The organism is Dokdonella sp., from assembly GCF_035511235.1.
Classification (GTDB): Bacteria; Pseudomonadota; Gammaproteobacteria; order Xanthomonadales; family Rhodanobacteraceae; genus Dokdonella.
The window spans coordinates 206,705-226,915 of the sequence record NZ_DATKFQ010000025.1; the positions used below are offsets into that span (position 1 = coordinate 206,705).

Here is a 20,211-nt window from a genome sequence, read left to right on the forward strand (position 1 = left end):
CGATCCGGTCGGACACGACCCGCGAATACGGTTGGCGACCCGCCGGCGGCCGATCATCCGCCGCGGCGATCACTAGTTCTCGATCGGGATGGTGGCGATGATTTCAGTCTGGATTGCGCGCCTGCGGCGCGCTTACGTGACGACAAGCCTGGCGGCTCTGAGCCTGGCACCGGTGGCGGCGCTCGCGAACCCCGAGCCCTGGCAGCTCAACCTGACCAAGGGCGTCACGCCGACCTCCGAGCGCGTGCACACGATGCACATGATCAGCCTCTGGGTCTGCGTCGCCATCGGCGTCGTCGTGTTCGGCGCGATGATCTACGCGATGCTGCGCTTCCGCAAATCCAAGGGCGCGGTGCCGGCCACCTGGAACCACAGCACCAAGCTCGAGGTGATCTGGACGGTCACGCCGATCGTCATCCTGATCGTGATGGCCTGGCCGGCGACGCGGCTGCTGGTCGACATGGCGCAGACCGACGGCTCGGACATGACGGTGAAGATCACCGGCTACCAGTGGAAGTGGCGCTACGAGTACGTCGACTACTACGAGCAGAATCCGGACATCGGCTTCATGTCGACCCTGCACGCCGATTCCAACCTCGTGCGCCAGGTCGGATCGGGCCTGGATCCCAAGAGCGTCAAGGTCGGCAACGAATCGACCTATCTGCTCGACGTCGACAATCCGCTGGTGCTGCCGGTCGGCGTCAAGGTCCGCTTCGTGATCACCGCCGACGACGTCATCCACTCCTGGTGGGTGCCGGTCCTGGGCTGGAAGCAGGACGCGATCCCGGGCATGGTCACCAGCGCCTGGGCCAGCATCAACCAGCCGGGTACCTATCGCGGCCAGTGCGCCGAGCTGTGCGGCAAGGATCACGGCTTCATGCCGATCGTCGTCAAGGCGCTGCCCAAGGACGAGTTCGAACGCTGGCTCGCCGAGCAGCAGGCGGCCAAGGCCGCCGCCAGCGGCACCGCCCAGACCGCCGCCCCCGCGTCGCAGACGCAGGGCTGAGGCGCACCAACCGGATTCAAGAGTCGAGAGGTTTCAAGGCCATGGCGCACGCAGCCACCCACGATCACGTCGCTCACGACGACCATCACGATCACAAGCCGCAGGGCTTCATCGCCCGTTGGTGCTTCTCGACCAACCACAAGGACATCGGCACGCTGTATCTGATCTTCTCGCTGCTGATGTTCTTCATCGGCGGCGCGATGGCGATGATCATCCGCGCCGAGCTGTTCCAGCCGGGCATGCAGCTGGTCGAACCGGACTTCTTCAACGAGATGACCTCGGTACACGCCCTGGTCATGATCTTCGGCGCGGTCATGCCGGCCTTCGTCGGCCTCGGCAACTGGATGATCCCGCTGATGGTCGGCGCGCCCGACATGGCGCTGCCGCGCATGAACAACTGGTCGTTCTGGCTGCTGCCGGTCGCGTTCGGCCTGCTGCTGTCGACGCTGTTCATGCCGGGCGGCGGCCCGCAGGGCGGCTGGACGCTGTATCCGCCGCTGTCGCTGCAGGGCGGCAACGGCATCGCCTTCTCGATCCTGGCGATCCACGTCGCCGGCATCAGCTCGATCATGGGCGCGATCAACATCATCGCGACGATCCTCAACATGCGCGCGCCGGGCATGGACCTGCTGAAGATGCCGGTCTTCGTCTGGACCTGGCTGATCACCGCGTTCCTGCTGATCGCGGTGATGCCGGTGCTGGCCGGTGCGGTCACGATGCTGCTGACCGACAAGTACTTCGGCACCAGCTTCTTCAACGCGGCCGGCGGCGGCGACCCGGTGATGTTTCAGCACATCTTCTGGTTCTTCGGGCACCCCGAGGTCTACATCATGATCCTGCCGGCGTTCGGCATCGTCAGCGAGATCATCCCGACCTTCGCGCGCAAGCCGCTGTTCGGCTACCAGGCGATGGTCTACGCGACGGCCTCGATCGCGTTCCTGTCGTTCATCGTCTGGGCCCACCACATGTTCACGGTGGGCATGCCACTCGGCGGCGAGCTGTTCTTCATGTACGCCACGATGCTGATCGCGATTCCGACCGGCGTGAAGGTGTTCAACTGGGTCAGCACGATGTGGGAAGGCTCGATGACGTTCGAGACGCCGATGCTGTTCGCGATCGGCTTCGTCATCCTGTTCACGATCGGCGGCTTCTCGGGCGTCATGCTGGCGATCGTGCCGGCCGACTTCCAGTACCACGACACCTACTTCGTCGTCGCCCACTTCCACTACGTGCTGGTGACCGGCGCGGTGTTCTCGATCATGGCCGCCACCTACTACTGGCTGCCGAAGTGGACCGGCCACATGTACAGCGAGCGCTGGGGCAAGATCCACTTCTGGTCGAGCGTGATCTCGGTCAACGTGCTGTTCTTCCCGCAGCACTTCCTGGGTCTGGCCGGCATGCCGCGCCGCATCCCGGACTACAACGTCGCGTTCGCGGACTTCAACATGATCTCCTCGATCGGCGGCTTCTGGTTCGGCCTGTCGCAGCTGATCTTCCTCGGCGTGGTCGTGCACTGCGCGTTCTTCTCGAAGGTCAAGGCTCCGGCTCGCGTCTGGGAAGGCGCCAGGGGTCTGGAGTGGGAAGTGCCCTCGCCGGCACCGCACCACACCTTCTCGGTGCCGCCGGTGCTCAAGCCGGGCATGCTGGCGCACGACGACGTTTCGCATTGACGCGATGGGCGGCCGGCCGGCGCCGGCCGCCCGTCCGAACGACCGAGGTAGCACCGTGACTCCGATCCGACAGCCGCACGACGTCAGCGAAGCAGCCCGCCGCAAGGCGCGCCGCACCGCCTGGCTGGTCGGCGGCGCGGCGGCGCTGGTCTACGCCGGCATCCTGCTCAAGGCCCTGCTCGCCCGATGAACGCCGCCGCTCCGACCCGCGACGCCCGCGGCGTGGTCCGCATCACGCTGATGGTGTGCGCGTGCGCGTTCCTGTTCGGCTTCGCGATGATTCCGCTGTACCGCATCGCCTGCGAGCAGGTGCTCGGCATCAAGCTCGAGGACGGACCGGTCACCGGACGGGCGCTCGCCGCGGCCAGCGTCGACACCAGCCGCAGCGTGCGGGTCCAGTTCCTCGCCAGCGTCAACAGCAAGCTGCCGTGGACGTTCGCGCCGGAAGTGACGCGGATCGACGTGCATCCGGGCGAGCTGACCGAGGTCTGGTTCGACGCGGCCAACACCTCGGACGGGGCCATCGTCGGCAACGCCGTACCGAGCATCGCGCCGAACACAGCCTCGGCGTTCTTCAACAAGACCGAGTGCTTCTGCTTCACCGAGCAGCTGCTCGCGGCCGGAGAGTCGCGGCGGATGCCAGTGCGATTCATCGTCGACCCGGCGCTGCCGCGCGACGTCACCGAGCTGACCTTGTCCTACACGTTCTACGAAAACACCGACGCGACCCGCCGGGTCGCGGAAACCGTCGGCGCGCCGCCCCACGCGGGTTGACGAGCGGATCCTCGAGAGGCCTCACCATGTCCGAAGCAGCTACCAGCCAAGAGCAGTACTACGTCCCGCATCACAGCATCTGGCCGCTGGTCGGATCGGCCGCGATGCTGATGACCGCGGTCGGCGCCGCCAACTGGATCAACGATTCGACCGGGCTGATGGGCCGTCCGCTGATGTTCGCGGGCATCGCGGTCTTCGTCGTGCTGTTCTTCGGCTGGTTCGGCGCGGTCATCCGCGAATCGCTGTCGGGCTTCTACAACAAGCAGGTCGACATCTCGTTCCGCATGGGGATGATGTGGTTCATCTTCTCGGAGATCATGTTCTTCGCGGCGTTCTTCGGTGCGCTGTTCTATGCGCGCATGCTGTCGGTGCCGTGGATCGGCGGCGAGGGCCACGGCGCGCTGACCAACCAGTTCATCTGGGAAGGCTATACCGCGGCCTGGCCGACCAACGGCCCCGGCAACATCGGCGGCACGTTCGAGACGATCCCGGCCTGGGGCCTGCCGCTGCTGAACACGATGCTGCTGCTGGCCTCGGGCGTGACGATCACGCTGGCGCATCACGCGCTGCGCGCCGGCCACCGCACCGCCCTGCTGGTCTGGCTGGCCGCGACGATCCTGCTCGGCGGCGTGTTCCTGTACTACCAGGCCCACGAGTACATCGAGGCCTATCAGCACCTCAACCTCACGCTCGGCAGCGGCGTCTACGGCTCGACGTTCTTCATGCTGACCGGCTTCCACGGCATGCACGTCACGCTCGGCGCGATCATGCTGACGGTGATGTGGTTCCGCTGCGCCAAGGGCCACTTCACGCGCGACAACCATTTCGCGTTCGAGGCGGTGGCCTGGTACTGGCACTTCGTCGACGTGGTCTGGCTGGGCCTGTTCCTGTTCGTCTACGTGCTGTAAGAAGCGCGAACGGCCGGCGGCGTCGCTCGACGCGGCCGGCTTTCGATCGTCAGATGCCGTGAGGCTGGATGACGCCGGTCAGGATCAGGATCGCCACGACGACGATCAGGCCGACCGAGAGGGCGATGCGCCGCGTCAGCGCCTTGACGACGCGGTCGCTGCCGCTGCGGTCGGTCATCATGTAGTACAGGCCGGCGCCGAGGTTCCACAGGATCGCCGCCAGGGCGACCACGATCACGATCTTGGCAAAAAGCATGTCTAGGGTTTCCACGGGGCAGCCGCTGCCCCCCATCGACGCCAGTATAGTCCGGCCGTGACGCGGCGCTGGCACCGTCCCGGCGCCTTCGCCGTGATCCTCACGGCGCTCGGCACGGCCGCTTTCGTGTCGCTGGGCCTGTGGCAGCTGCGCCGCGGCGCGGAAAAGGAACAGCTGCTCGCCGCGTTCGCGCGTACGGCGCAGATCGCGCCGGTCGATCTGGCCCAAGCGCGCCGGCAGGCCGATGCGCGGCATTTTCCGCACGTGCGCGTCGAAGGCCGTTTCGATGCGGAGCACGCCTATCTGCTCGACGATCAGATCCGCGATCGGCGGACCGGCGTGGTCGTCTACGGCGTCTTCGAGCCGCGCGAAGGCGGCCCGGCCCTGCTGGTCAACCGCGGCTTTCTGCCGCGCCGCGACAGCCGCCGGATCGAGGTTCCGCCGCTCGCCGACGGCCCGATCGAGCTGTCGGGCCTGTACGCTCCGCCTCCCGGCAGCGGTTTGCGGCTCGGCGGCAATGCGCTGCCGAAGCAGACGACCTGGCCGAAGACGACGATCTACCTCGATACCGCCGAGATCGCCGCCGACATCGGGCGGCGCGTCGACGATCGCGTGCTGCTGCTCGACCCCGATCCGGCCAGCGGGTTCGAGCGGGTCTGGACGCCGGAGCTGATGCCGCCCGAGCGCCATCGCGGCTACGCGTTCCAATGGTTCTCGTTCGCGGCCGCGGCGATCGTGATCTTTCTCGTTCTGCATTGGCGCAAGAATCCCTCATGAACCTGTCCGTCCAGACCGCCAAACGCCGCAAACGCCTCGCGCTGACGCTGATCACCGCGCTGTTCGTGATTCCGGTGGTCGGTTCCTACGCGTTGTTCCTGTCCGGCTGGAAGCCGTCGCATACGCGCAACCACGGCGAGCTGCTGACGCCGGCGCGCGACATCAGCGCGCATCCGATCGTGCTCGCCGACGGCAGCACGCTGGCCTGGAAGGATCCCGAGCTCGAGCACTGGACGCTGCTGGCGGTGCCGGGTCCCGGCTGCGCGCAACGCTGCCTGCAGCGCCTGGACGAACTGCGCCGCGCGCGTCTGACGCTGAACCAGAACGCCCAGCGCCTGCGCCTGGTCGTGCTCGACACGGCGCTGTCGTCCGAGCAGCTCGCCGCGCTCGCGCCGATGATCGCCGGCCACGACGCCGATGCGCTGTTCGCCGAGATCAGACCCGGCGCCGACGATCTGGCGGCCGCTCTGGTCGATCCTTCCGGCTTCTATGCGCTGCGCTATCGCGCCGGCTACGACGGCACCGGCCTGCGCAAGGACCTCTCCCGCCTGATCCGCTCCCGGCACTGACATGTCCGCCACCACCGTGCTCCGCCGCCTCGCCTGGATCGCCACCGTGTTCGCGCTCGGCGTGATCGTGTTCGGCGCGTTCGTGCGCCTGTCCAATGCCGGCCTGTCCTGCCCGGACTGGCCGACCTGCTACGGCAAGGCGACCTGGCCCGGCCACGAGCACGAGATCGCGCACGCCAATGCCAACTTCGACCGGCCGGTCGAGACCCACCGCGCCTGGCGCGAGCAGGTGCACCGCATGATCGCCGGCACGCTCGGCCTGCTCGTGCTCGGCATCGCGACCGCCGCCGCCTGGCGGCGCTGGACCTGGGTCGGCGCGCTCGGCGTCGCCGCGCTGGCGGCCGCCTGCGCGGTGCGCGCGTACATGCTCGGCCACGCCGGGCTGTCCGGATCGCTCGCGGCGATCGCGATGATCCTGCCGCTGCTGGCTGCCTGGCGGATCGAACGGCCCGCGCCATGGCGCGTGGCGATCGTCGCGTTCTCGGTCATCGTCTTCCAGGCGATGCTCGGCATGTGGACGGTCACCTGGCTGCTCAAGCCGGTGATCGTGATGGCGCACCTGCTCGGCGGCCTGCTGACTCTGGTGCTGATCGCCTACGTCGCGCTGCGCCTGTCGTGGACGGCCGCGCCGACGGCCGCGCTGCGCCGGCTGCAGCCGATGGTCGTGGTCGGCCTGGTGCTGCTCGCCGCGCAGATCGCGCTCGGCGGCTGGGTCAGCGCGAACTATGCCGCGCTCTCGTGCGGCCTGGACTTCCCGACCTGCCAGGGCCGCTGGTGGCCGCCGATGGACTTCGGCGAAGGCTTCGTGCTGTGGCGCGGCATCGGCGTCAACTACGAAGGCGGCATCCTCGACGGACCGGCCCGCACGGCGATCCAGATGACGCACCGCATCGGCGCGCTGATCGTGTTCGGCCACGTCGGCGCGCTGGCCTGGCTGGCGATCCGGCGCGGCCGGCGCGGACTCGGCCTGGTGATCGGCGCGCTGCTGTGCCTGCAGGTCAGCCTCGGCATCGGCAACGTCCTGCTCGACCTGCCGCTGGCGGTCGCGACCGCGCACAATGGCGTCGCCGCGCTGCTGCTGCTGGCGCTGCTGGCGCTGCTGGTGCGCACCCAGCTGCCGCTGCCGGCGGCGCCGCCCCGCCCCCTCTGACCGATCCGGATCGCATGGCCAGTCTCGCCCGCCAGTACCTGGAACTGACCAAGCCGCGCGTCGTCGCGCTGATCGTGTTCACCGCGATCATCGGCATGTTCCTGGCCGTGCCCGGTCTGCCGCCGCTGCGCCAGTCGGTCGCCGGCTTCATCGGCATCTGGCTCGCGGCCGCCTCGGCGGCGGCGATCAACCATCTGATCGACCAGCGCATCGACCGGCTGATGGTGCGTACCGCGCACCGCCCGCTGGCGACCGGCGCGCTGTCGCCGGTGCAGGTCCTGGCCTTCGCGATCGCGCTCGGCGCCGCGTCGATGGCGATCCTGATCGGCTTGGTCAATCCGCTCACCGCGGCGCTGACGTTCGCCTCGCTGATCGGCTATGCGATCGTCTACACGGCCTATCTGAAGCGCGCCACGCCGCAGAACATCGTGATCGGCGGCGCTGCCGGCGCGGCACCGCCGGTGCTCGGCTGGGCCGCGGTCACCGGCGAGGTGCATCCGTATGCCTTGCTGCTGTTCCTGATCATCTTCATCTGGACGCCGCCGCACTTCTGGGCGCTGGCGATCTTCCGGCGCGAGGACTACTCGCGCGCGCAGGTGCCGATGCTGCCGGTCACGCACGGCGTCACCTACACGCGCTGGCACGTGCTGGCCTACACGATCCTGCTGGTCCTGGTCACGGTACTGCCGTATCTGACCGGCATGAGCGGCGTGTTCTATCTCGGCGGCGCGCTGGTGCTCGGCGCCGGCTTCCTGTGGCACGCGATCGTCCTGCTCGATCCGCCGGACGAGTTCTTCGCGATGAAGGTGTTCAACTACTCGATCGTCTATCTGATGGTGCTGTTCGCGTTCCTGCTGGCCGACCACTACATCGACGCACCGGTCGCGATGACCGGCGGTCTGCGCTTCGAGCCGGCCGGCTGAGCGGCCGCGGCGGCGCACTCGAGGCTTCGCGCCGAGGTGCAACGGCCGCCGCCGGACGCCGGGCCCGGCGGCGGTCGAAAGCTCACTTCAGCAGCGAACGCAGCATCCAGGCGGTCTTCTCGTGCGCCTCGAGCCGCTGCGTGACCAGGTCCGCGGTCGGCTGATCGTCGGCCTTGTCGGCCAGCTTGAAGACCGTGCGTCCGGTCCGCGCCGCGGTCTCGTGACCGTCGACGAGCTGCTCGACCATGCCGCGCCAGTCCGGCACGCCCGGCTCTTCCTTGATCGCCGAGAGCTTGACGAACTGCGAGTACGAACCCGGCGCCGGGAAATCCAGCGAGCGGATGCGCTCGGCGATCACGTCGGCCGCGCTCCACAACTCGTTGTACTGGGTCTCGAACATCGTGTGCAGGCTGTTGAACATCGAGCCGGTGATGTTCCAGTGGAAGCTGTGCGTCTTGAGATACAGCGTGTAGGTGTCCGCCAGCAGCTTGGACAAGCCGTCGGCGATCTTCTTGCGATCTTTCTGGTCGATACCGATATCGATGGCCATCACCGTCTCCGTGTCGGGGGAAGAAGCCGGCGCATTGTGAACCGGTCACCCGGGCAAGGGAAATCGACGCGTTGGATCGCGCTCATCGAGCGCCGCTATCATTGCCGGTTCGCCGCGCCGCCCGTCGCGGGCCGGCGTGCGGAAAGGCCCCAAGAGACCCCATGAACGACCTGCCCTCTCTCGAGCTGCTGCTGGACGGCGTGCGGACGCGCGACCGCGGCCGGCTGATCGGCCGCTGGCGCAAGCTGGCCGCCCAGCGCGAGGGTGCGCCCGGACAGGCCGTGGCGGCCCTGATCGAGGCCGCGGCCGCCTCGCGCACGCAGGTGGCCGAGCGGGCCGCGCGCCTGCCGCCGATCCACGTCGACGAGAGCCTGCCGATCGCGGCCCGCGCCGATGCGATCGTCGATCTGATCCGCCGTCATCAGGTCATCGTGCTCGCCGGCGAGACCGGCTCGGGCAAGACCACGCAGCTGCCGAAACTGTGCCTGGCCGCCGGCCGCGGCAGCGCCGGCCTGATCGGCTGCACGCAGCCGCGCCGGATCGCCGCGCGCACGGTGGCGCGGCGCGTCGCCGCCGAGCTCGGCAGCGAGATCGGCGCCCTGGTCGGCTTCCAGGTCCGGTTCACCGACCAGACCTCCGACCAGGCGCTGGTCAAGTTCATGACCGACGGCATCCTGCTCGCCGAGACCCAGTCCGACCCCTGGCTCGGCGCGTACGACACGCTGATCCTCGACGAGGCGCACGAGCGCAGCCTCAACATCGACTTCCTGCTCGGCTACCTCAAGCGCCTGCTGACGCGGCGGCCCGACCTCAAGCTGATCGTCACCTCGGCGACGATCGACACGGCGCGCTTCGCCGAGCACTTCGGCGGCGCGCCGGTGGTCGACGTCGAGGGACGCGCGTATCCGGTCGAGGTGCGCTGGCGCCCGCCGCCCGAGCGCGGCGAGGCGAGCACGGCCGAGCAGGTCGCGCTGGCGATCGACGAGATCACCGCCGAGGATCCGCGCGGCGACATCCTGGTGTTCCTGCCGGGCGAGCGCGAGATCCGCGACGCGCACCTGGCGATCTCGCGCCGCAAGTACCGCGCGACCGAGGTCGCCGCGCTGTATGCGCGCCTGTCCGCGCAGGAGCAGGATCGCGTGTTCCGTCCAGGCGCGCAGCGCCGCATCGTGCTCGCGACCAACGTCGCCGAGACCTCGCTGACGGTTCCGCGCATCCGCTACGTCGTCGACACCGGCACCGCGCGCGTCAAGCGCTACGGTGCGCGTACGCAGCTCGAGCGCCTGCACATCGAGCCGATCTCTCAGGCCGCCGCCGACCAGCGCAAGGGCCGCTGCGGCCGCGTCGGCCCGGGCATCTGCTATCGCCTCTACGCCGAAGAGGACTACGCGGCCCGACCGCGCTACACCGATCCGGAGATCCTGCGCACCTCGCTGGCCGGCGTGATCCTGCGCATGCTCGACCTCAAACTCGGCGACGTCGCTGAGTTTCCATTCGTCCAGCCGCCGGCCGACCGCGCAATCGGCGACGGCTATCGCCATCTCGCCGAGCTCGGCGCGATCGACGAGCAGCGCCGCCTGACCGGCATCGGCAAGGCGCTGGCGCGGATTCCGGTGGACGTCGCGCTCGGGCGCATGCTGCTCGAGGCGCGCGGCCAGGGCGTGCTGCGCGAGCTGCTGATCCTGGTGTCGTTCCTGAGCATCCAGGATCCGCGCGAACGCCCGGCCGACGCGCGCCAGCAGGCCGACGCCGCGCACGCACGCTTCGTCGAGCCCAAGTCCGACTTCCTCGGCGTCCTGAAGCTGTGGACCGCCTACAGCGCGGCTCACGAGGCGCTGACGCAGTCCAGACTGCGCGACTGGTGCGCCGAACACTTCCTGTCGTTCCTGCGCATGCGCGAATGGCGCGAGCTGCACCGTCAGCTGCTGGTCGTCGCCGGCAATTTGGACTGGGCGCTCGACGGCCGGCCGCCGCGCTCGCGCCGGTCCGGCGCGGCCGCCGCGACAAACATGAAGGAGGCGAGCGGTGCGAATACCGCCGTCGCCGCGGCCGAAGGCGCAACGGCGCCAGCCCCCCCGGAAGCCTACGAGGCGATCCATCGCAGCCTGCTGTCGGGCTGGCCGACCCAGGTCGGCCTCAAGGACGAGCGCGGCCAGTATCGCGGCACGCGCGAACGCAGATTCGCGATCTTCCCGGGATCGGCGCTCGCCAAGTCGCCGCCGCAATGGCTGCTGGCCGGGCAGATCCTGGACATCGGCAAGATCTACGCGATGAGCTGCGCACGGATCGAGCCGGCCTGGATCGAGCAGCAGGCGGCCCATCTGGTCCGGCGCAGCTGGCGCGACGCGCACTGGTCGCGCAAGCGCGGCGCCGTGCTCGCCTACGAGCAGGTCACGCTGTTCGGCCTGACCCTGGTCGAGAAGCGGATCGTGCAGTTCGGCGCGCGCGATACGGAACTGGCCCATGCGATCTTCGTGCGCGAGGCACTGGTCCGCGGTGAGCTCGACGCACGCGCGGACTTCGTGCGCGCCAATGCCCGCGTCCTGGCCGAAGCACGCGATATCGAAGCCAAGCAGCGCCGCTCCGGCCTGATCCGGTCCGAGGACGAACTGGCCGCGTTCTTCGCCGGCAAGCTGCCCGGCGACATCCACACCACGGCCGCGCTCGATGCCTGGTATCGCCGTGCCGCGCCGGCCGAGCAGGCCGCGCTGCGCTGGTCGCTGGCCGATGTGTTGACCGGCGCGGGCGGATCGTCTGCGCGCGATTTTCCGGCCCGGATGGAGCTGGCCGGCCATGCGCTGCGCTACGACTACCGCTTCGTGCCGGGCGATCCGGCCGACGGCATCACGCTCAACGTGCCGCTGGCCCTCGTCAACGCGCTGCCGACCGCAGCCATGGAATGGCTGGTGCCGGGCCTGCTCGCCGAGAAGGTCACCGAGCTGATCCGCGGCCTGCCCAAGGCATTGCGGCGCAACTTCGTACCGGCACCCGACTTCGCGCGCGCGTTCGTCGAAGCCGAAAGCCCGCGCGACCAACCGCTGCTGGTCGTGCTGGCGGCGTATCTGCGCCGCGTCACCGGCGTCGAGATCGGGCCGGCCGCCTTCGCCGGAATCGAGCTGCCGGCGCATCTGACGATGAGATTGCGGGTCTACGACGCCGACGGCCGCACGCTGGCAGAGGGCCGCGATCTGACCGCGATCCGGGCCCAGTGGAGCCAGGCCGCGCGCAGCGCGTTCTCACAGCAGGCCGACGCCGAATTGACGCGCGAGGACGTCGCCGATTTCGACTTCGAGACGATACCCGAGCAGGTCGCATCGCCGTCCGGACTCCAGGCGTTTCCGGCCCTGGTCGATCTCGGCGAGAGCGTCGCGCTGCGCGTCTTCGAGCACCGCGACGAAGCGCTGACCGAACACCGTCGCGGTGTCGAGCGCCTGTTGCGGCGCGGCCTGGCCGCCGAGATCAAGCAGGCGCGGCGGCAGCTGCCGCTGAACGGCAAGACCGCGCTGAAATGGGCACCGCTCGGCAGCGCCGAGACGCTGCGCGGCGACCTCGTCGAGGCTGCGCTGAACGGCCTGCTGGCCGGCAGCGACCTCGACGTGCGCGACCGCGGCGGCTACGAACGGCTCAAGGCCGGCATCGCCCAGGCACTGTTCCGCGCCGCCGTGCAGGGTCTCGCGCGCGCCGAGACGATCATCGAAGCGTACGCCGCGCTGGCCCCCTGGCTCGAGCCGCCGATCATCGGTTTCGCGCGCGCCAACTACGACGACCTGCGCGAACAGCTGGCCGAGCTGGTGTTTCCGGGCTTCCTGCGCGAGGTCGCGCCGGCGCGTCTGCAGCACTATCCGCGCTACCTGCAGGCGATGCGGCTGCGCGCCGAGCGGCTGCGCCAGGATCCGGCGCGCGATCAGGCCAAGATGCTCGGCGTGCAGCTGTACTGGCGCGAGTACCTCAAGCGCCGCGCCAGCGGCGTCGATACGGACGCGCTCGAGGAGCTGCGCTGGCTGGTCGAGGAACTGCGCGTGTCGGTGTTCGCGCAGGAACTGAAGACGCCCGAACCGGTATCGCCGAAGCGGCTCGCCAAGGTCGTCGCGGCCCTGCCGTGAGGCGGCGGCCGCTTACCCGGCCGCCGTCGAGAACGCAGGAACCGTCAGCGGATGCGCCGCACGCGCAGGCGGCAGTCGCAGCCTTCCACTTCCATCAGCCAGCTGCCGAACATCATCGGCTGGATTTTCACGGCCGGCGACGGCAGCGAGATGTCGTTCAGGCCGGTCTGGACCTGCTGCCACTCCTGGCCGTTTTCGAGCTTGAACACCGTATTGCCGCGCCAGCCGGTGAACTCGCCCTCGATGCGGCTGCTGACGGTCTCGCGCTGGCCGCCTTCCGGATAGAAATAGCGCGACGCGGACGGCTTGCCGACGACGGTCGACGGCACGCTGGCCCCCTGGCGGCGCAGCCATTCGTTCAGGAACTTCAGCTCTTCAGGGGACAGCTTGTCGAGACCGGCGGCGGTGAAATCACCCTGGGTCATGCGCTCCTCGAGGGAGGAGAACTCGGACTGGGCAGCGACGGAGGCGGCAGAGGCAGCGAGAGCCAGACACAGAGCTAGGCGGATTGGACGCATGGTTATCGGTCGACGGTGAGGCCGGAATGGGAAAATGGCGGAGGTGATCACGCTCTAATGCGAACTTAACAGATGCAGCAAGCAAAACAAGGCGTTACAATTGCCTTCAGCGCAAGTGTAGCATGGCGTGATCGCGCGCCCGCACGACGGGTGTCGCGTGTGAACAGGGGAAAGGGTCGTATCGGACTGTCCCGTCGTTCGCGCCGTCACGGACGACGCCGTGAGGCCTGTGTGCATGCACTTGTGTCCCGCTCCCGCAGAGATCCGCCTCAATGTTCTCATCGAAGTCCGCAACCAGCTTCCTCCTTCTTGCTGCAGTGCTGGCACCCGCAGCCGCCGGCGCGCAAACCTCGGTCCTCATCAGGGATCTCCCGCCGATGTCGATCACGGCGCCCGGCATGAGCTATGCGTTCGGGGGCGGTGGCGTCGAGCTGCGTGTTCCCACCCAGGGTTTCATTCTCTGCGCCAATCCGCTGGCACCCAATCAGACTCCCCAGTTCTCGACGATCGCGCTCACGCCCGAATACGGCGGCTGGGCACTGCCGACCGCGAAGGACATCGGCACGTTCACGTACGGTGTCGGCGGTAACCAGATTCGCATCAACAACGGCGGCTTCAGCGCCCCATCGTCGCTCGTGTGCCATGTCGCCACCACCCAGGGCTGGCCGGTCACGCCGTTCCAGGGCGGCCTGTTCTACGACACGTTCGAGTTCCAGCTGCCCGCCAATCCCTACGGCGCGAACGAAAACGTGCTGGCATCCGTGAGCGGCCTGACGTCGACCGGCGGCTATGCACCGAGGATGCTGACGCAGACCTACGTCAGCGGCGGCCTTTGGGTGTACATGTACATGTTCGAGGTCTACGGCGAGAATCGCATCAACAGCACCAGTCCGAACGTGAACCTGCGCGTTCGCGACGCCTATGACGCCACGCGGCTCGGCAATACCGCCTGGACCTGTGAGCTCGACCAGATTCCCGCCGGCAACCTCGATCTGCGGGCGCTCTGTCCCTCGGCACAGGCGACCAGCGGCAACATCGAGATCTCGTATTATCTGGACAGCGCTCCCAAGCGCCGTTACGTCATCGTCCATCGGGTGATCCAGGGCTCGCAGCCGCTGGGCGCCGAGCCGCTGGCAGGGGCGGCCGCGTTCATCGATCCGCGCGTTCCGAAAGCCGATCGCTACGTCGGCGACAACGTCGTCTTCAGCCTGCCGCCCCAGTAAGCGGCGCCACCTGCCTCCAGGTCTCGCTTCGAAGAAGAGCGCCCTCGGGGGCGCTCTTTTCGTTTCGCCGTCATCGCACCGTGAAATCCGCCTTCGATCCCGCGTTGCCGATGGCCCGTTCGCTGACGGGTGAGGCCGCGCGCGCGGCTCGGCTGCTCGAAGCCGCGCTCGCGGCGGACCCTGCCGCGAGCGCGCGCTGGCAGCTCGACGGCGGCGCGGAACTGGCCGCTACGCTGTCGCGGCTCGAACAGCTCGAGGTCGGGCCCGATGCGCTCGCCGCCTGCATCCTGCATGCCGCGGCTCAGGCCGGGATCGCACTCGGGGACGAGCTCGCCTCGTTCCCGGCGACGGTGCGCGAGCTGCTCGAGGGCCAGCAGGCGGCCGAGAAGATCTGGATCCTGCACGCAGGCACGGCGCGTTCGAGCGCCGAGGGCCTGCGCCGGCTGCTGCTGGCGATCATTCGCGATCTTCGCGTGGTCTTCATCCTGCTGGCGCGCCAGGCCGCGCGCCTGCAGCAGGCGGCCGGCTGGCCCGGACCGCAACGCGACGCGCTCGCGCAGCTGACGTTCGACATCCACGCACCGCTGGCCAACCGCCTCGGCATCTGGCAGCTGAAGTGGGAGCTGGAGGATCTGGCGTTCCGCTACCTGCAGCCCGACACCTACAAGCGCATCGCGCAGCTGCTCGACGAGCGGCGCGGCGATCGCGAGAGCTGGATCGAACAGGCGCGCCGGCAGCTCGAGGCCTCGCTCGCGCAGGCCGGGATCCGCGCGCAGATCTCCGGCCGTCCGAAACACATCTACTCGATCTGGCGCAAGATGCAGCGCAAGGGGCTGGCGTTCTCGGAGCTCTACGACGTGCGCGCGCTGCGCGTGCTGGTCGCCGACGTGCCGACCTGCTACCTCGCGCTGGGCAGCGTCCACGCGCTGTGGCCGTTCATTCCGGGCGAGTTCGACGACTACATCGCCAATCCGAAGGGCAATCACTACCAGTCGCTGCACACGGCGGTGATCGGCCCCGGCGGCCGGCCGCTCGAGGTGCAGATCCGAACCCACGACATGCACGCCCAGGCCGAGCTCGGCGTGGCCGCGCACTGGCGCTACAAGGAAGGCGGCGGCGGCGACGCCGGCTTCGAACGCAAGATCGCCTGGATGCGCCAGCTGCTCGAGAGTCGCGACGAGCACGACGACGATGCGGCGCTGATGGCGGGCTTCCGCACCGACATCATGGACGACCGCGTCTACCTGCTGACGCCCAAGGGCGAGGTCAAGGACCTGCCGCGCGGCGCGACGGTGCTGGACTTCGCATATCACGTGCACACCGATGTCGGCCACCGCTGCCGCGGCGCCAAGGTCAACGGCCGGATCGTTCCGTTGAACCACCGGCCCGAGACCGGCGACCGCATCGAGATCCTGACCGGCAAGACCGCCGAACCGCGACGCGACTGGCTGTCGGCGCATCACGGCTTCCTGGCCACGCATCGCGCACGCGAGAAGGTTCGCGCCTGGTTCAAGCGGATCGACCTCGCGCAGAACGTGGCAGCCGGCCGCGCCCTGCTGGACCGCGAACTCAGGCGCGTCGGCCTCTCGCATGCGCAGCTCGACACGATCCCCGCGTTGTTCAAGCTCAGATCGGCGGAAGAGCTGTACGAGGCGCTCGCGCTCGGCGACGTCACGCCCGGCCAGGTCACGCGCGTGCTGCACGAGCGGGCGGCGCCGCCCGCGGCCGCGCCACCGCCGGCGCCCGCGGCGATCAAGGCGCCGCCGCGCGGCAGTCTCGTCGTCGAAGGCGTCGGCAATCTGCTGACCGTGCTGGCGCGCTGCTGCCAGCCGTTGCCGGGCGATCCGATCGCCGGCTTCATCACGCGCGGACGTGGGGTCAGCGTGCACCGCAGCGACTGCCCGCAGCTGGCGCGGCTGCGCGCGCGCGATGCCTCGCGCCTCATCGAGGTGGAATGGGGATCGTCCGCGCAGTCCTACGAGGTCGACGTGCTGCTGCGCGGCTACGACCGCAAGGGACTGCTCAAGGACGTCACCGCCGCGATCGCGGCCACGCATGTCCACCTGGTCGGCGTGCACTCGCGCATCGACCAGGCGCGCGGCATCGCCGAGATGAATCTGGGCCTGCGCGTGGCCGACTTCGGCCAGCTCAGCGACGTGCTCGACCGTCTGCTCGCGCTGCCCAACGTCATCGAGGCGCGCCGCATCGTCTGAGCGGCGGCCCCCTGCTATGCTTCGCGGACGAGACGGGGTGCCCGGGGGCACCCGACCACCGCCGCGGACATGATGCCCACGTGATCGAGATACCCGGCTACCGCCTGTTGCGCCAACTCGGCCGTGGGGGCATGGCGACGGTCTATCTGGCGATCCAGGAATCGGTCGATCGCGAAGTCGCGCTGAAGGTCATGTCGCCGGCGCTGCTGATCGATCCGAACTTCGGCGAGCGGTTCCTGCGCGAGGCCAAGATCGCCGCACGCCTGCACCACCGGCATGTCGTCGGCGTGCACGACGTCGGCCGTGCCGGCGACTACCACTACATCGCGATGGAGTACCTGGCCGGCGGACCGGTCCTGCTCAAGGACGGCCGTCCGCGGCCGGTGTCGTTCTCGCTGCGCATCATCCGCGAGATCGCCGGCGCGCTCGCCTACGCGCACGAGAAGGGCTTCGTCCACCGCGACGTGAAGCCCGACAACATCCTGCTGCGCGACGACGATTCGAGCGTGCTGACCGATTTCGGCATCGCCCGCGCCAGCGACGCGGTGACGCGGATGACCAAGACCGGCGCGGTCGTCGGCACGCCGCACTACATGAGTCCTGAGCAGGCGCGTGGACGGCAGATCGACGGACGCTCGGACCTGTACGCGCTCGGCATCGTCCTGCACGAGATGCTGCTCGGACGCGTGCCCTATCACGCCGACGACTCCCTCGCCGTCGGCATCATGCACATCACGCAGCCGGTTCCGGAGCTGCCCGAACCACTCGCGCCGCTGCAGACGCTGATCGACGGGCTGCTCGCCAAGGAGCCGGAGCAGCGGTTCCAGAGCGGTCGCGAGACGGCGGCGGCGATCGCCGCGATCGAGCAGCGTGCCGCCAGCGGCGAATGGCCCGAACTGCCCGACGCCAAACCGCGCGCGTCACGGCGTCAGGCGCGGCGGTCCGATACGCGCGTTTCGCCGTTGCCGGCCACCGCCGGCATCGCGGCGGTCGCGCCGGCCGAGGCGGTCGACCGGCAGCGCGCCGAGCCGAGCATGGGCCGCTTCGACGACATCGTCGCAGTCGCCAACGGACCAGGCCGCTCCTCGCGCGGCGGCTCGACGCCGCCGCCGCGCCGTCCGGCACGGCGCCGCGGTCCGATCGCGCTGGCCGTCGTCGTCGCACTGGCCGTAGCGGGCGGCGCCGGTGCCTGGCGCTACCAGGACCGGCTGCGCACGCTGCTGCCCGATACCGAACTCAACGACACCCTGGCGCGAGCGCAGCAGGCGCTCGCGGCCGGGCGTCTGAGCGGCAGCTCGGACAGCGCCCGCGAGCTGTTCGAAGGCGCACGCTCGCGCGAGCCCGACAACGACATCGCGCGCAACGGCCTGCGCGAGGTGGGTGCCCGGCTGCTCGACCGGGCGCGCGACGCGCTCGGCCGCGGCGACCTCGGCGTCGCACGCGAGTCGATCTCGGCCGCGCGCGAACTGCTCGGCGGCGGCAGCGCGATCGAGGAACTCGAGCGACGGCTGGTCCAGATCGAGTCGCGCGGCACCGAGATCGAGGTGCTGCTCGGCCAGGCGCAGGCCGCGCTCGACGCCGGCCGCATCGTCGGAACCGACGGTTCGAGCACGCTGTACCGGCGCATTCTGACCGCCGATGCCGGCAATGCGCTGGCGATGGCCGGCCTGCGCAGGTCCGCCGATGCGCTGGCGGCGCAAGCACGCGCGGCGCTGGCCGAGCACGATCTCTCCACGGCGGCGCAGCGGATGACCGAGCTCGGCGAGATCGCGTCCGACTACGCGGGCCTGCCGGAACTCCAGGCCCAATTGACCCAGGCCCGCGATGCCGCTCAGGCCGAACTCGAGCGCAGCGTGCAGCGCGCCCAGGCCCAGTTGCGCGCCGGGCGCATCGTCGGCGATGCCGACAGCGCGGTCGCGCTGTTCGAATCGGTGCTCGCCGTGCAGCCCGACCACGCCCAGGCCCGCGACGGGCTGCGCCGCGCGGCCACCGCCCTGCTCGCCCAGGCACAGACGGCAGTCGAGGACAGCAATACCGAACGCGCCGAACGCCTGATCGCCGAAGCCGTGCGCATCGCACCGGGCCTGCCGGGGGCCGCCGGCGTGCGCAGCCAGCTGCGCGAGCTGCGCGAACGTCTGGCGATCGAGAGCTCGCAGGCGCCGCTGACGCCGGCGGCGGCCGAACGCGTCCGCACGCTGATCGAGGAGGCCCAAGAGGCGGCAGCGCAGGGGCGGCTGCTGGTGCCGCCCGGCAACAGCGCCTACGACAAATACCGCGCGGCGCTCGCGATCGACCGCAACAACGCCGACGCCCAGCGCGGCCTGTCGGTATTGCCGGTGCGCGCGCGCGAGCTGTTCGCCGAGCATCTGAAGGTCGGCCAGCTGCCGCAAGCGCTGGACGAATGGGAAGCGCTGCGCCAGCTCGCGCCGGCCGATCCGGCGATCGGACCGCTGCAGGGCCAGCTCGTCAACGCCTTCATCGACGAGGCCACCGCGCGCATCGCCGAAGGACGGCGCGCCGACGCGACGCGCGCGCTCGACTCGGTGCGCAAGCTGAGCCCCGCCGACCCGCGCGTCGGCCCGCTCGAGGCGCGCCTGCGCAGCGTGCCCGAAGGCGGCAGCTGAGCGGCATCCGGCGATGTGCCTGCTGCTGATTGCGGTCGACCATACGCCCCGGCACCGGATCGTCCTGCTCGGCAACCGCGACGAATTCCGTGCCCGGCCGTCGACGGCCGCGGCGCCCTGGCCGGATGCGCCCCAGATCCTCGGCGGCCGCGACCTCGTCGCCGGCGGCTCGTGGCTGGCGATCGACGGCGGCGGCCGCTACGCCGCGGTCACCAATCTGCGCAACGGCCTGCCCGCGACGGCGCCGCGTTCGCGCGGCCAGCTGGTCGCCGACTACCTGCGCGGCACGCAGTCGCCGGCGGCCCATCTCGCCGCCGTGCGCGCGGAGATGGACGCCTACGGACCATTCAATCTGATCGTCGGCGACGCGCACGGCGCCTGGCTGCTCTCGAGCGGATCGACCCAGATCCATCATCTCGGGCACGGCATTCACGTCGTCAGCAACGGTGCCTACGGCACGCGCTGGCCGAAGACCGAGCGCCTCGGCCGCGCCTTCGCCGCACACGCGGACGATCCCGGCGCGAACGGGGACCGCTGGCTGGCGCTGCTCGCCGACGACACGCAGCCCGGCGATGACGAACTGCCCGACACCGGGATCGGACCGGTACTGGAGCGGCAGCTGGCACCGATCCTGGTGCGCGGCGAGCGCTACGGCACGCGGGCGAGCACGCTGGTGACGATCGATGCCGCCGGGCGGCCGGCGCTGAGCGAACAGGTCTGGTCCGCCGAAGGCGCCGCGGCGCCTCGCCATTGGCGCCATGTCGAGGAGGGCTACTGGCGCGAGACCGACGTCCACCTTGCCGGCGAGGACCGGCCACGCGGCGGGTGAACCGCGATCGGCGCAGGATGGCCGCTCGCGCGGACGGCGCCGCCGCGCCGCTACCGCAGGGGCGGCGCGGTCCGGACGAAGCTTTCAGGGCCGGGCCCAAGCCGGCCGGAATGCATCC

Annotated in this window: 17 protein-coding genes; 14 read left to right on the top strand and 3 right to left on the bottom strand. The window is 69.7% G+C overall.

What is annotated here, in order from left to right; translation table 11 throughout:
- The first annotated feature begins 136 nt into the window (after positions 1–136).
- The 5 genes from coxB to VMR06_RS11735 are packed head-to-tail and all read left to right on the top strand — an operon-like array spanning position 137 to position 4,358.
- Entirely contained in the window at positions 137–1,006 is an 870-nt protein-coding gene (coxB, locus tag VMR06_RS11715) for a cytochrome c oxidase subunit II (protein ID WP_414648120.1), read from the top strand.
- 41 nt (positions 1,007–1,047) lie between these two features.
- Entirely contained in the window at positions 1,048–2,676 is a 1,629-nt protein-coding gene (gene ctaD, locus VMR06_RS11720) for a cytochrome c oxidase subunit I (protein WP_325376481.1), read from the top strand.
- Positions 2,677–2,731: 55 nt separating this feature from the next.
- Positions 2,732–2,866 carry a hypothetical protein gene (locus tag VMR06_RS11725; protein ID WP_325376483.1) on the top strand — a complete coding sequence of 45 codons (135 nt, stop codon included), beginning with the start codon at positions 2,732–2,734 and terminating at the stop codon, positions 2,864–2,866.
- Positions 2,863–3,450 (top strand): cytochrome c oxidase assembly protein, encoded by a 588-nt coding sequence (locus VMR06_RS11730; RefSeq protein ID WP_325376486.1) that lies wholly within the window; start codon positions 2,863–2,865, stop codon positions 3,448–3,450. The genes VMR06_RS11725 and VMR06_RS11730 overlap by 4 nt, the downstream gene beginning before the upstream one ends.
- 26 nt (positions 3,451–3,476) lie before the next feature.
- A complete protein-coding gene (locus tag VMR06_RS11735; RefSeq protein ID WP_325376489.1) occupies positions 3,477–4,358 on the top strand; it encodes a cytochrome c oxidase subunit 3 in 882 nt (293 codons plus the stop codon).
- Positions 4,359–4,407: 49 nt separating this feature from the next.
- On the opposite strand, the gene VMR06_RS11740 is transcribed toward VMR06_RS11735, so the two are convergent.
- Complete coding sequence (locus tag VMR06_RS11740) at positions 4,408–4,614, bottom strand: twin transmembrane helix small protein (RefSeq protein ID WP_325376492.1); 207 nt, start codon at positions 4,612–4,614, stop codon at positions 4,408–4,410.
- Positions 4,615–4,671: 57 nt separating this feature from the next.
- On the opposite strand from VMR06_RS11740, the gene VMR06_RS11745 reads away from it, so the two are divergent.
- From VMR06_RS11745 to cyoE, 4 genes are read left to right on the top strand one after another with little or no spacing between them, the layout of a single operon-like run.
- A complete protein-coding gene (locus VMR06_RS11745; protein ID WP_325376495.1) occupies positions 4,672–5,391 on the top strand; it encodes an SURF1 family protein in 720 nt (239 codons plus the stop codon).
- Entirely contained in the window at positions 5,388–5,960 is a 573-nt protein-coding gene (locus tag VMR06_RS11750; RefSeq protein WP_325376498.1) for a hypothetical protein, read from the top strand. The genes VMR06_RS11745 and VMR06_RS11750 overlap by 4 nt, the downstream gene beginning before the upstream one ends.
- A 1-nt stretch (position 5,961) precedes the next feature.
- Positions 5,962–7,110 (top strand): COX15/CtaA family protein, encoded by a 1,149-nt coding sequence (locus VMR06_RS11755; RefSeq protein ID WP_325376500.1) that lies wholly within the window; start codon positions 5,962–5,964, stop codon positions 7,108–7,110.
- Positions 7,111–7,124: 14 nt separating this feature from the next.
- Entirely contained in the window at positions 7,125–8,033 is a 909-nt protein-coding gene (cyoE, locus tag VMR06_RS11760) for a heme o synthase (RefSeq protein ID WP_325376503.1), read from the top strand.
- A gap of 82 nt (positions 8,034–8,115) precedes the next feature.
- On the opposite strand, the gene VMR06_RS11765 is transcribed toward cyoE, so the two are convergent.
- The gene (locus VMR06_RS11765) at positions 8,116–8,583 is read right to left on the bottom strand and encodes a Dps family protein (protein WP_325376506.1); all 468 of its coding nucleotides are present in this window, start codon (positions 8,581–8,583) and stop codon (positions 8,116–8,118) included.
- A gap of 161 nt (positions 8,584–8,744) precedes the next feature.
- Here VMR06_RS11765 and hrpA point away from each other — a divergent pair, with 161 nt between their 5' ends.
- Positions 8,745–12,686 carry an ATP-dependent RNA helicase HrpA gene (hrpA, locus tag VMR06_RS11770; RefSeq protein ID WP_325376509.1) on the top strand — a complete coding sequence of 1,314 codons (3,942 nt, stop codon included), beginning with the start codon at positions 8,745–8,747 and terminating at the stop codon, positions 12,684–12,686.
- Between the two features lie 44 nt (positions 12,687–12,730).
- Here the strand turns inward: hrpA and VMR06_RS11775 are convergent, their stop codons facing one another.
- A complete protein-coding gene (locus VMR06_RS11775) occupies positions 12,731–13,204 on the bottom strand; it encodes a hypothetical protein (protein WP_325376513.1) in 474 nt (157 codons plus the stop codon).
- A 272-nt stretch (positions 13,205–13,476) separates the two neighbouring features.
- On the opposite strand from VMR06_RS11775, the gene VMR06_RS11780 reads away from it, so the two are divergent.
- The 4 genes from VMR06_RS11780 (at position 13,477) to VMR06_RS11795 (ending at position 20,093) form a co-directional block, all read left to right on the top strand.
- Positions 13,477–14,427 carry a hypothetical protein gene (locus tag VMR06_RS11780; RefSeq protein WP_325376515.1) on the top strand — a complete coding sequence of 317 codons (951 nt, stop codon included), beginning with the start codon at positions 13,477–13,479 and terminating at the stop codon, positions 14,425–14,427.
- A 110-nt stretch (positions 14,428–14,537) separates the two neighbouring features.
- Positions 14,538–16,640, top strand: coding sequence for a bifunctional (p)ppGpp synthetase/guanosine-3',5'-bis(diphosphate) 3'-pyrophosphohydrolase (locus VMR06_RS11785; RefSeq protein ID WP_325376519.1), 2,103 nt, complete (start codon positions 14,538–14,540; stop codon positions 16,638–16,640).
- A gap of 80 nt (positions 16,641–16,720) precedes the next feature.
- Positions 16,721–19,264: a serine/threonine-protein kinase gene (locus tag VMR06_RS11790; RefSeq protein ID WP_325376523.1), complete on the top strand. Its 2,544-nt coding sequence runs from the start codon at positions 16,721–16,723 to the stop codon at positions 19,262–19,264.
- 13 nt (positions 19,265–19,277) lie between these two features.
- Positions 19,278–20,093 carry an NRDE family protein gene (locus VMR06_RS11795; RefSeq protein ID WP_325376526.1) on the top strand — a complete coding sequence of 272 codons (816 nt, stop codon included), beginning with the start codon at positions 19,278–19,280 and terminating at the stop codon, positions 20,091–20,093.
- Positions 20,094–20,211 lie beyond the last annotated feature (118 nt).

Excerpts from the sequence above, each read along its gene's own strand:
- VMR06_RS11775 (WP_325376513.1), bottom strand. The coding sequence starts at position 13,204 with ATGCGTCCAATCCGCCTAGCTCTGTGTCTGGCTCTCGCTGCCTCTGCC.
- VMR06_RS11730 (WP_325376486.1), top strand. The coding sequence starts at position 2,863 with ATGAACGCCGCCGCTCCGACCCGCGACGCCCGCGGCGTGGTCCGCATC.
- hrpA (WP_325376509.1), top strand. The coding sequence starts at position 8,745 with ATGAACGACCTGCCCTCTCTCGAGCTGCTGCTGGACGGCGTGCGGACG.
- ctaD (WP_325376481.1), top strand. The coding sequence starts at position 1,048 with ATGGCGCACGCAGCCACCCACGATCACGTCGCTCACGACGACCATCAC.
- VMR06_RS11785 (WP_325376519.1), top strand. The coding sequence starts at position 14,538 with ATGGCCCGTTCGCTGACGGGTGAGGCCGCGCGCGCGGCTCGGCTGCTC.
- VMR06_RS11740 (WP_325376492.1), bottom strand. The coding sequence starts at position 4,614 with ATGCTTTTTGCCAAGATCGTGATCGTGGTCGCCCTGGCGGCGATCCTG.
- VMR06_RS11735 (WP_325376489.1), top strand. The coding sequence starts at position 3,477 with ATGTCCGAAGCAGCTACCAGCCAAGAGCAGTACTACGTCCCGCATCAC.
- VMR06_RS11755 (WP_325376500.1), top strand. The coding sequence starts at position 5,962 with ATGTCCGCCACCACCGTGCTCCGCCGCCTCGCCTGGATCGCCACCGTG.
- VMR06_RS11765 (WP_325376506.1), bottom strand. The coding sequence starts at position 8,583 with ATGGCCATCGATATCGGTATCGACCAGAAAGATCGCAAGAAGATCGCC.
- cyoE (WP_325376503.1), top strand. The coding sequence starts at position 7,125 with ATGGCCAGTCTCGCCCGCCAGTACCTGGAACTGACCAAGCCGCGCGTC.
- VMR06_RS11780 (WP_325376515.1), top strand. The coding sequence starts at position 13,477 with ATGTTCTCATCGAAGTCCGCAACCAGCTTCCTCCTTCTTGCTGCAGTG.
- VMR06_RS11795 (WP_325376526.1), top strand. The coding sequence starts at position 19,278 with ATGTGCCTGCTGCTGATTGCGGTCGACCATACGCCCCGGCACCGGATC.
- VMR06_RS11750 (WP_325376498.1), top strand. The coding sequence starts at position 5,388 with ATGAACCTGTCCGTCCAGACCGCCAAACGCCGCAAACGCCTCGCGCTG.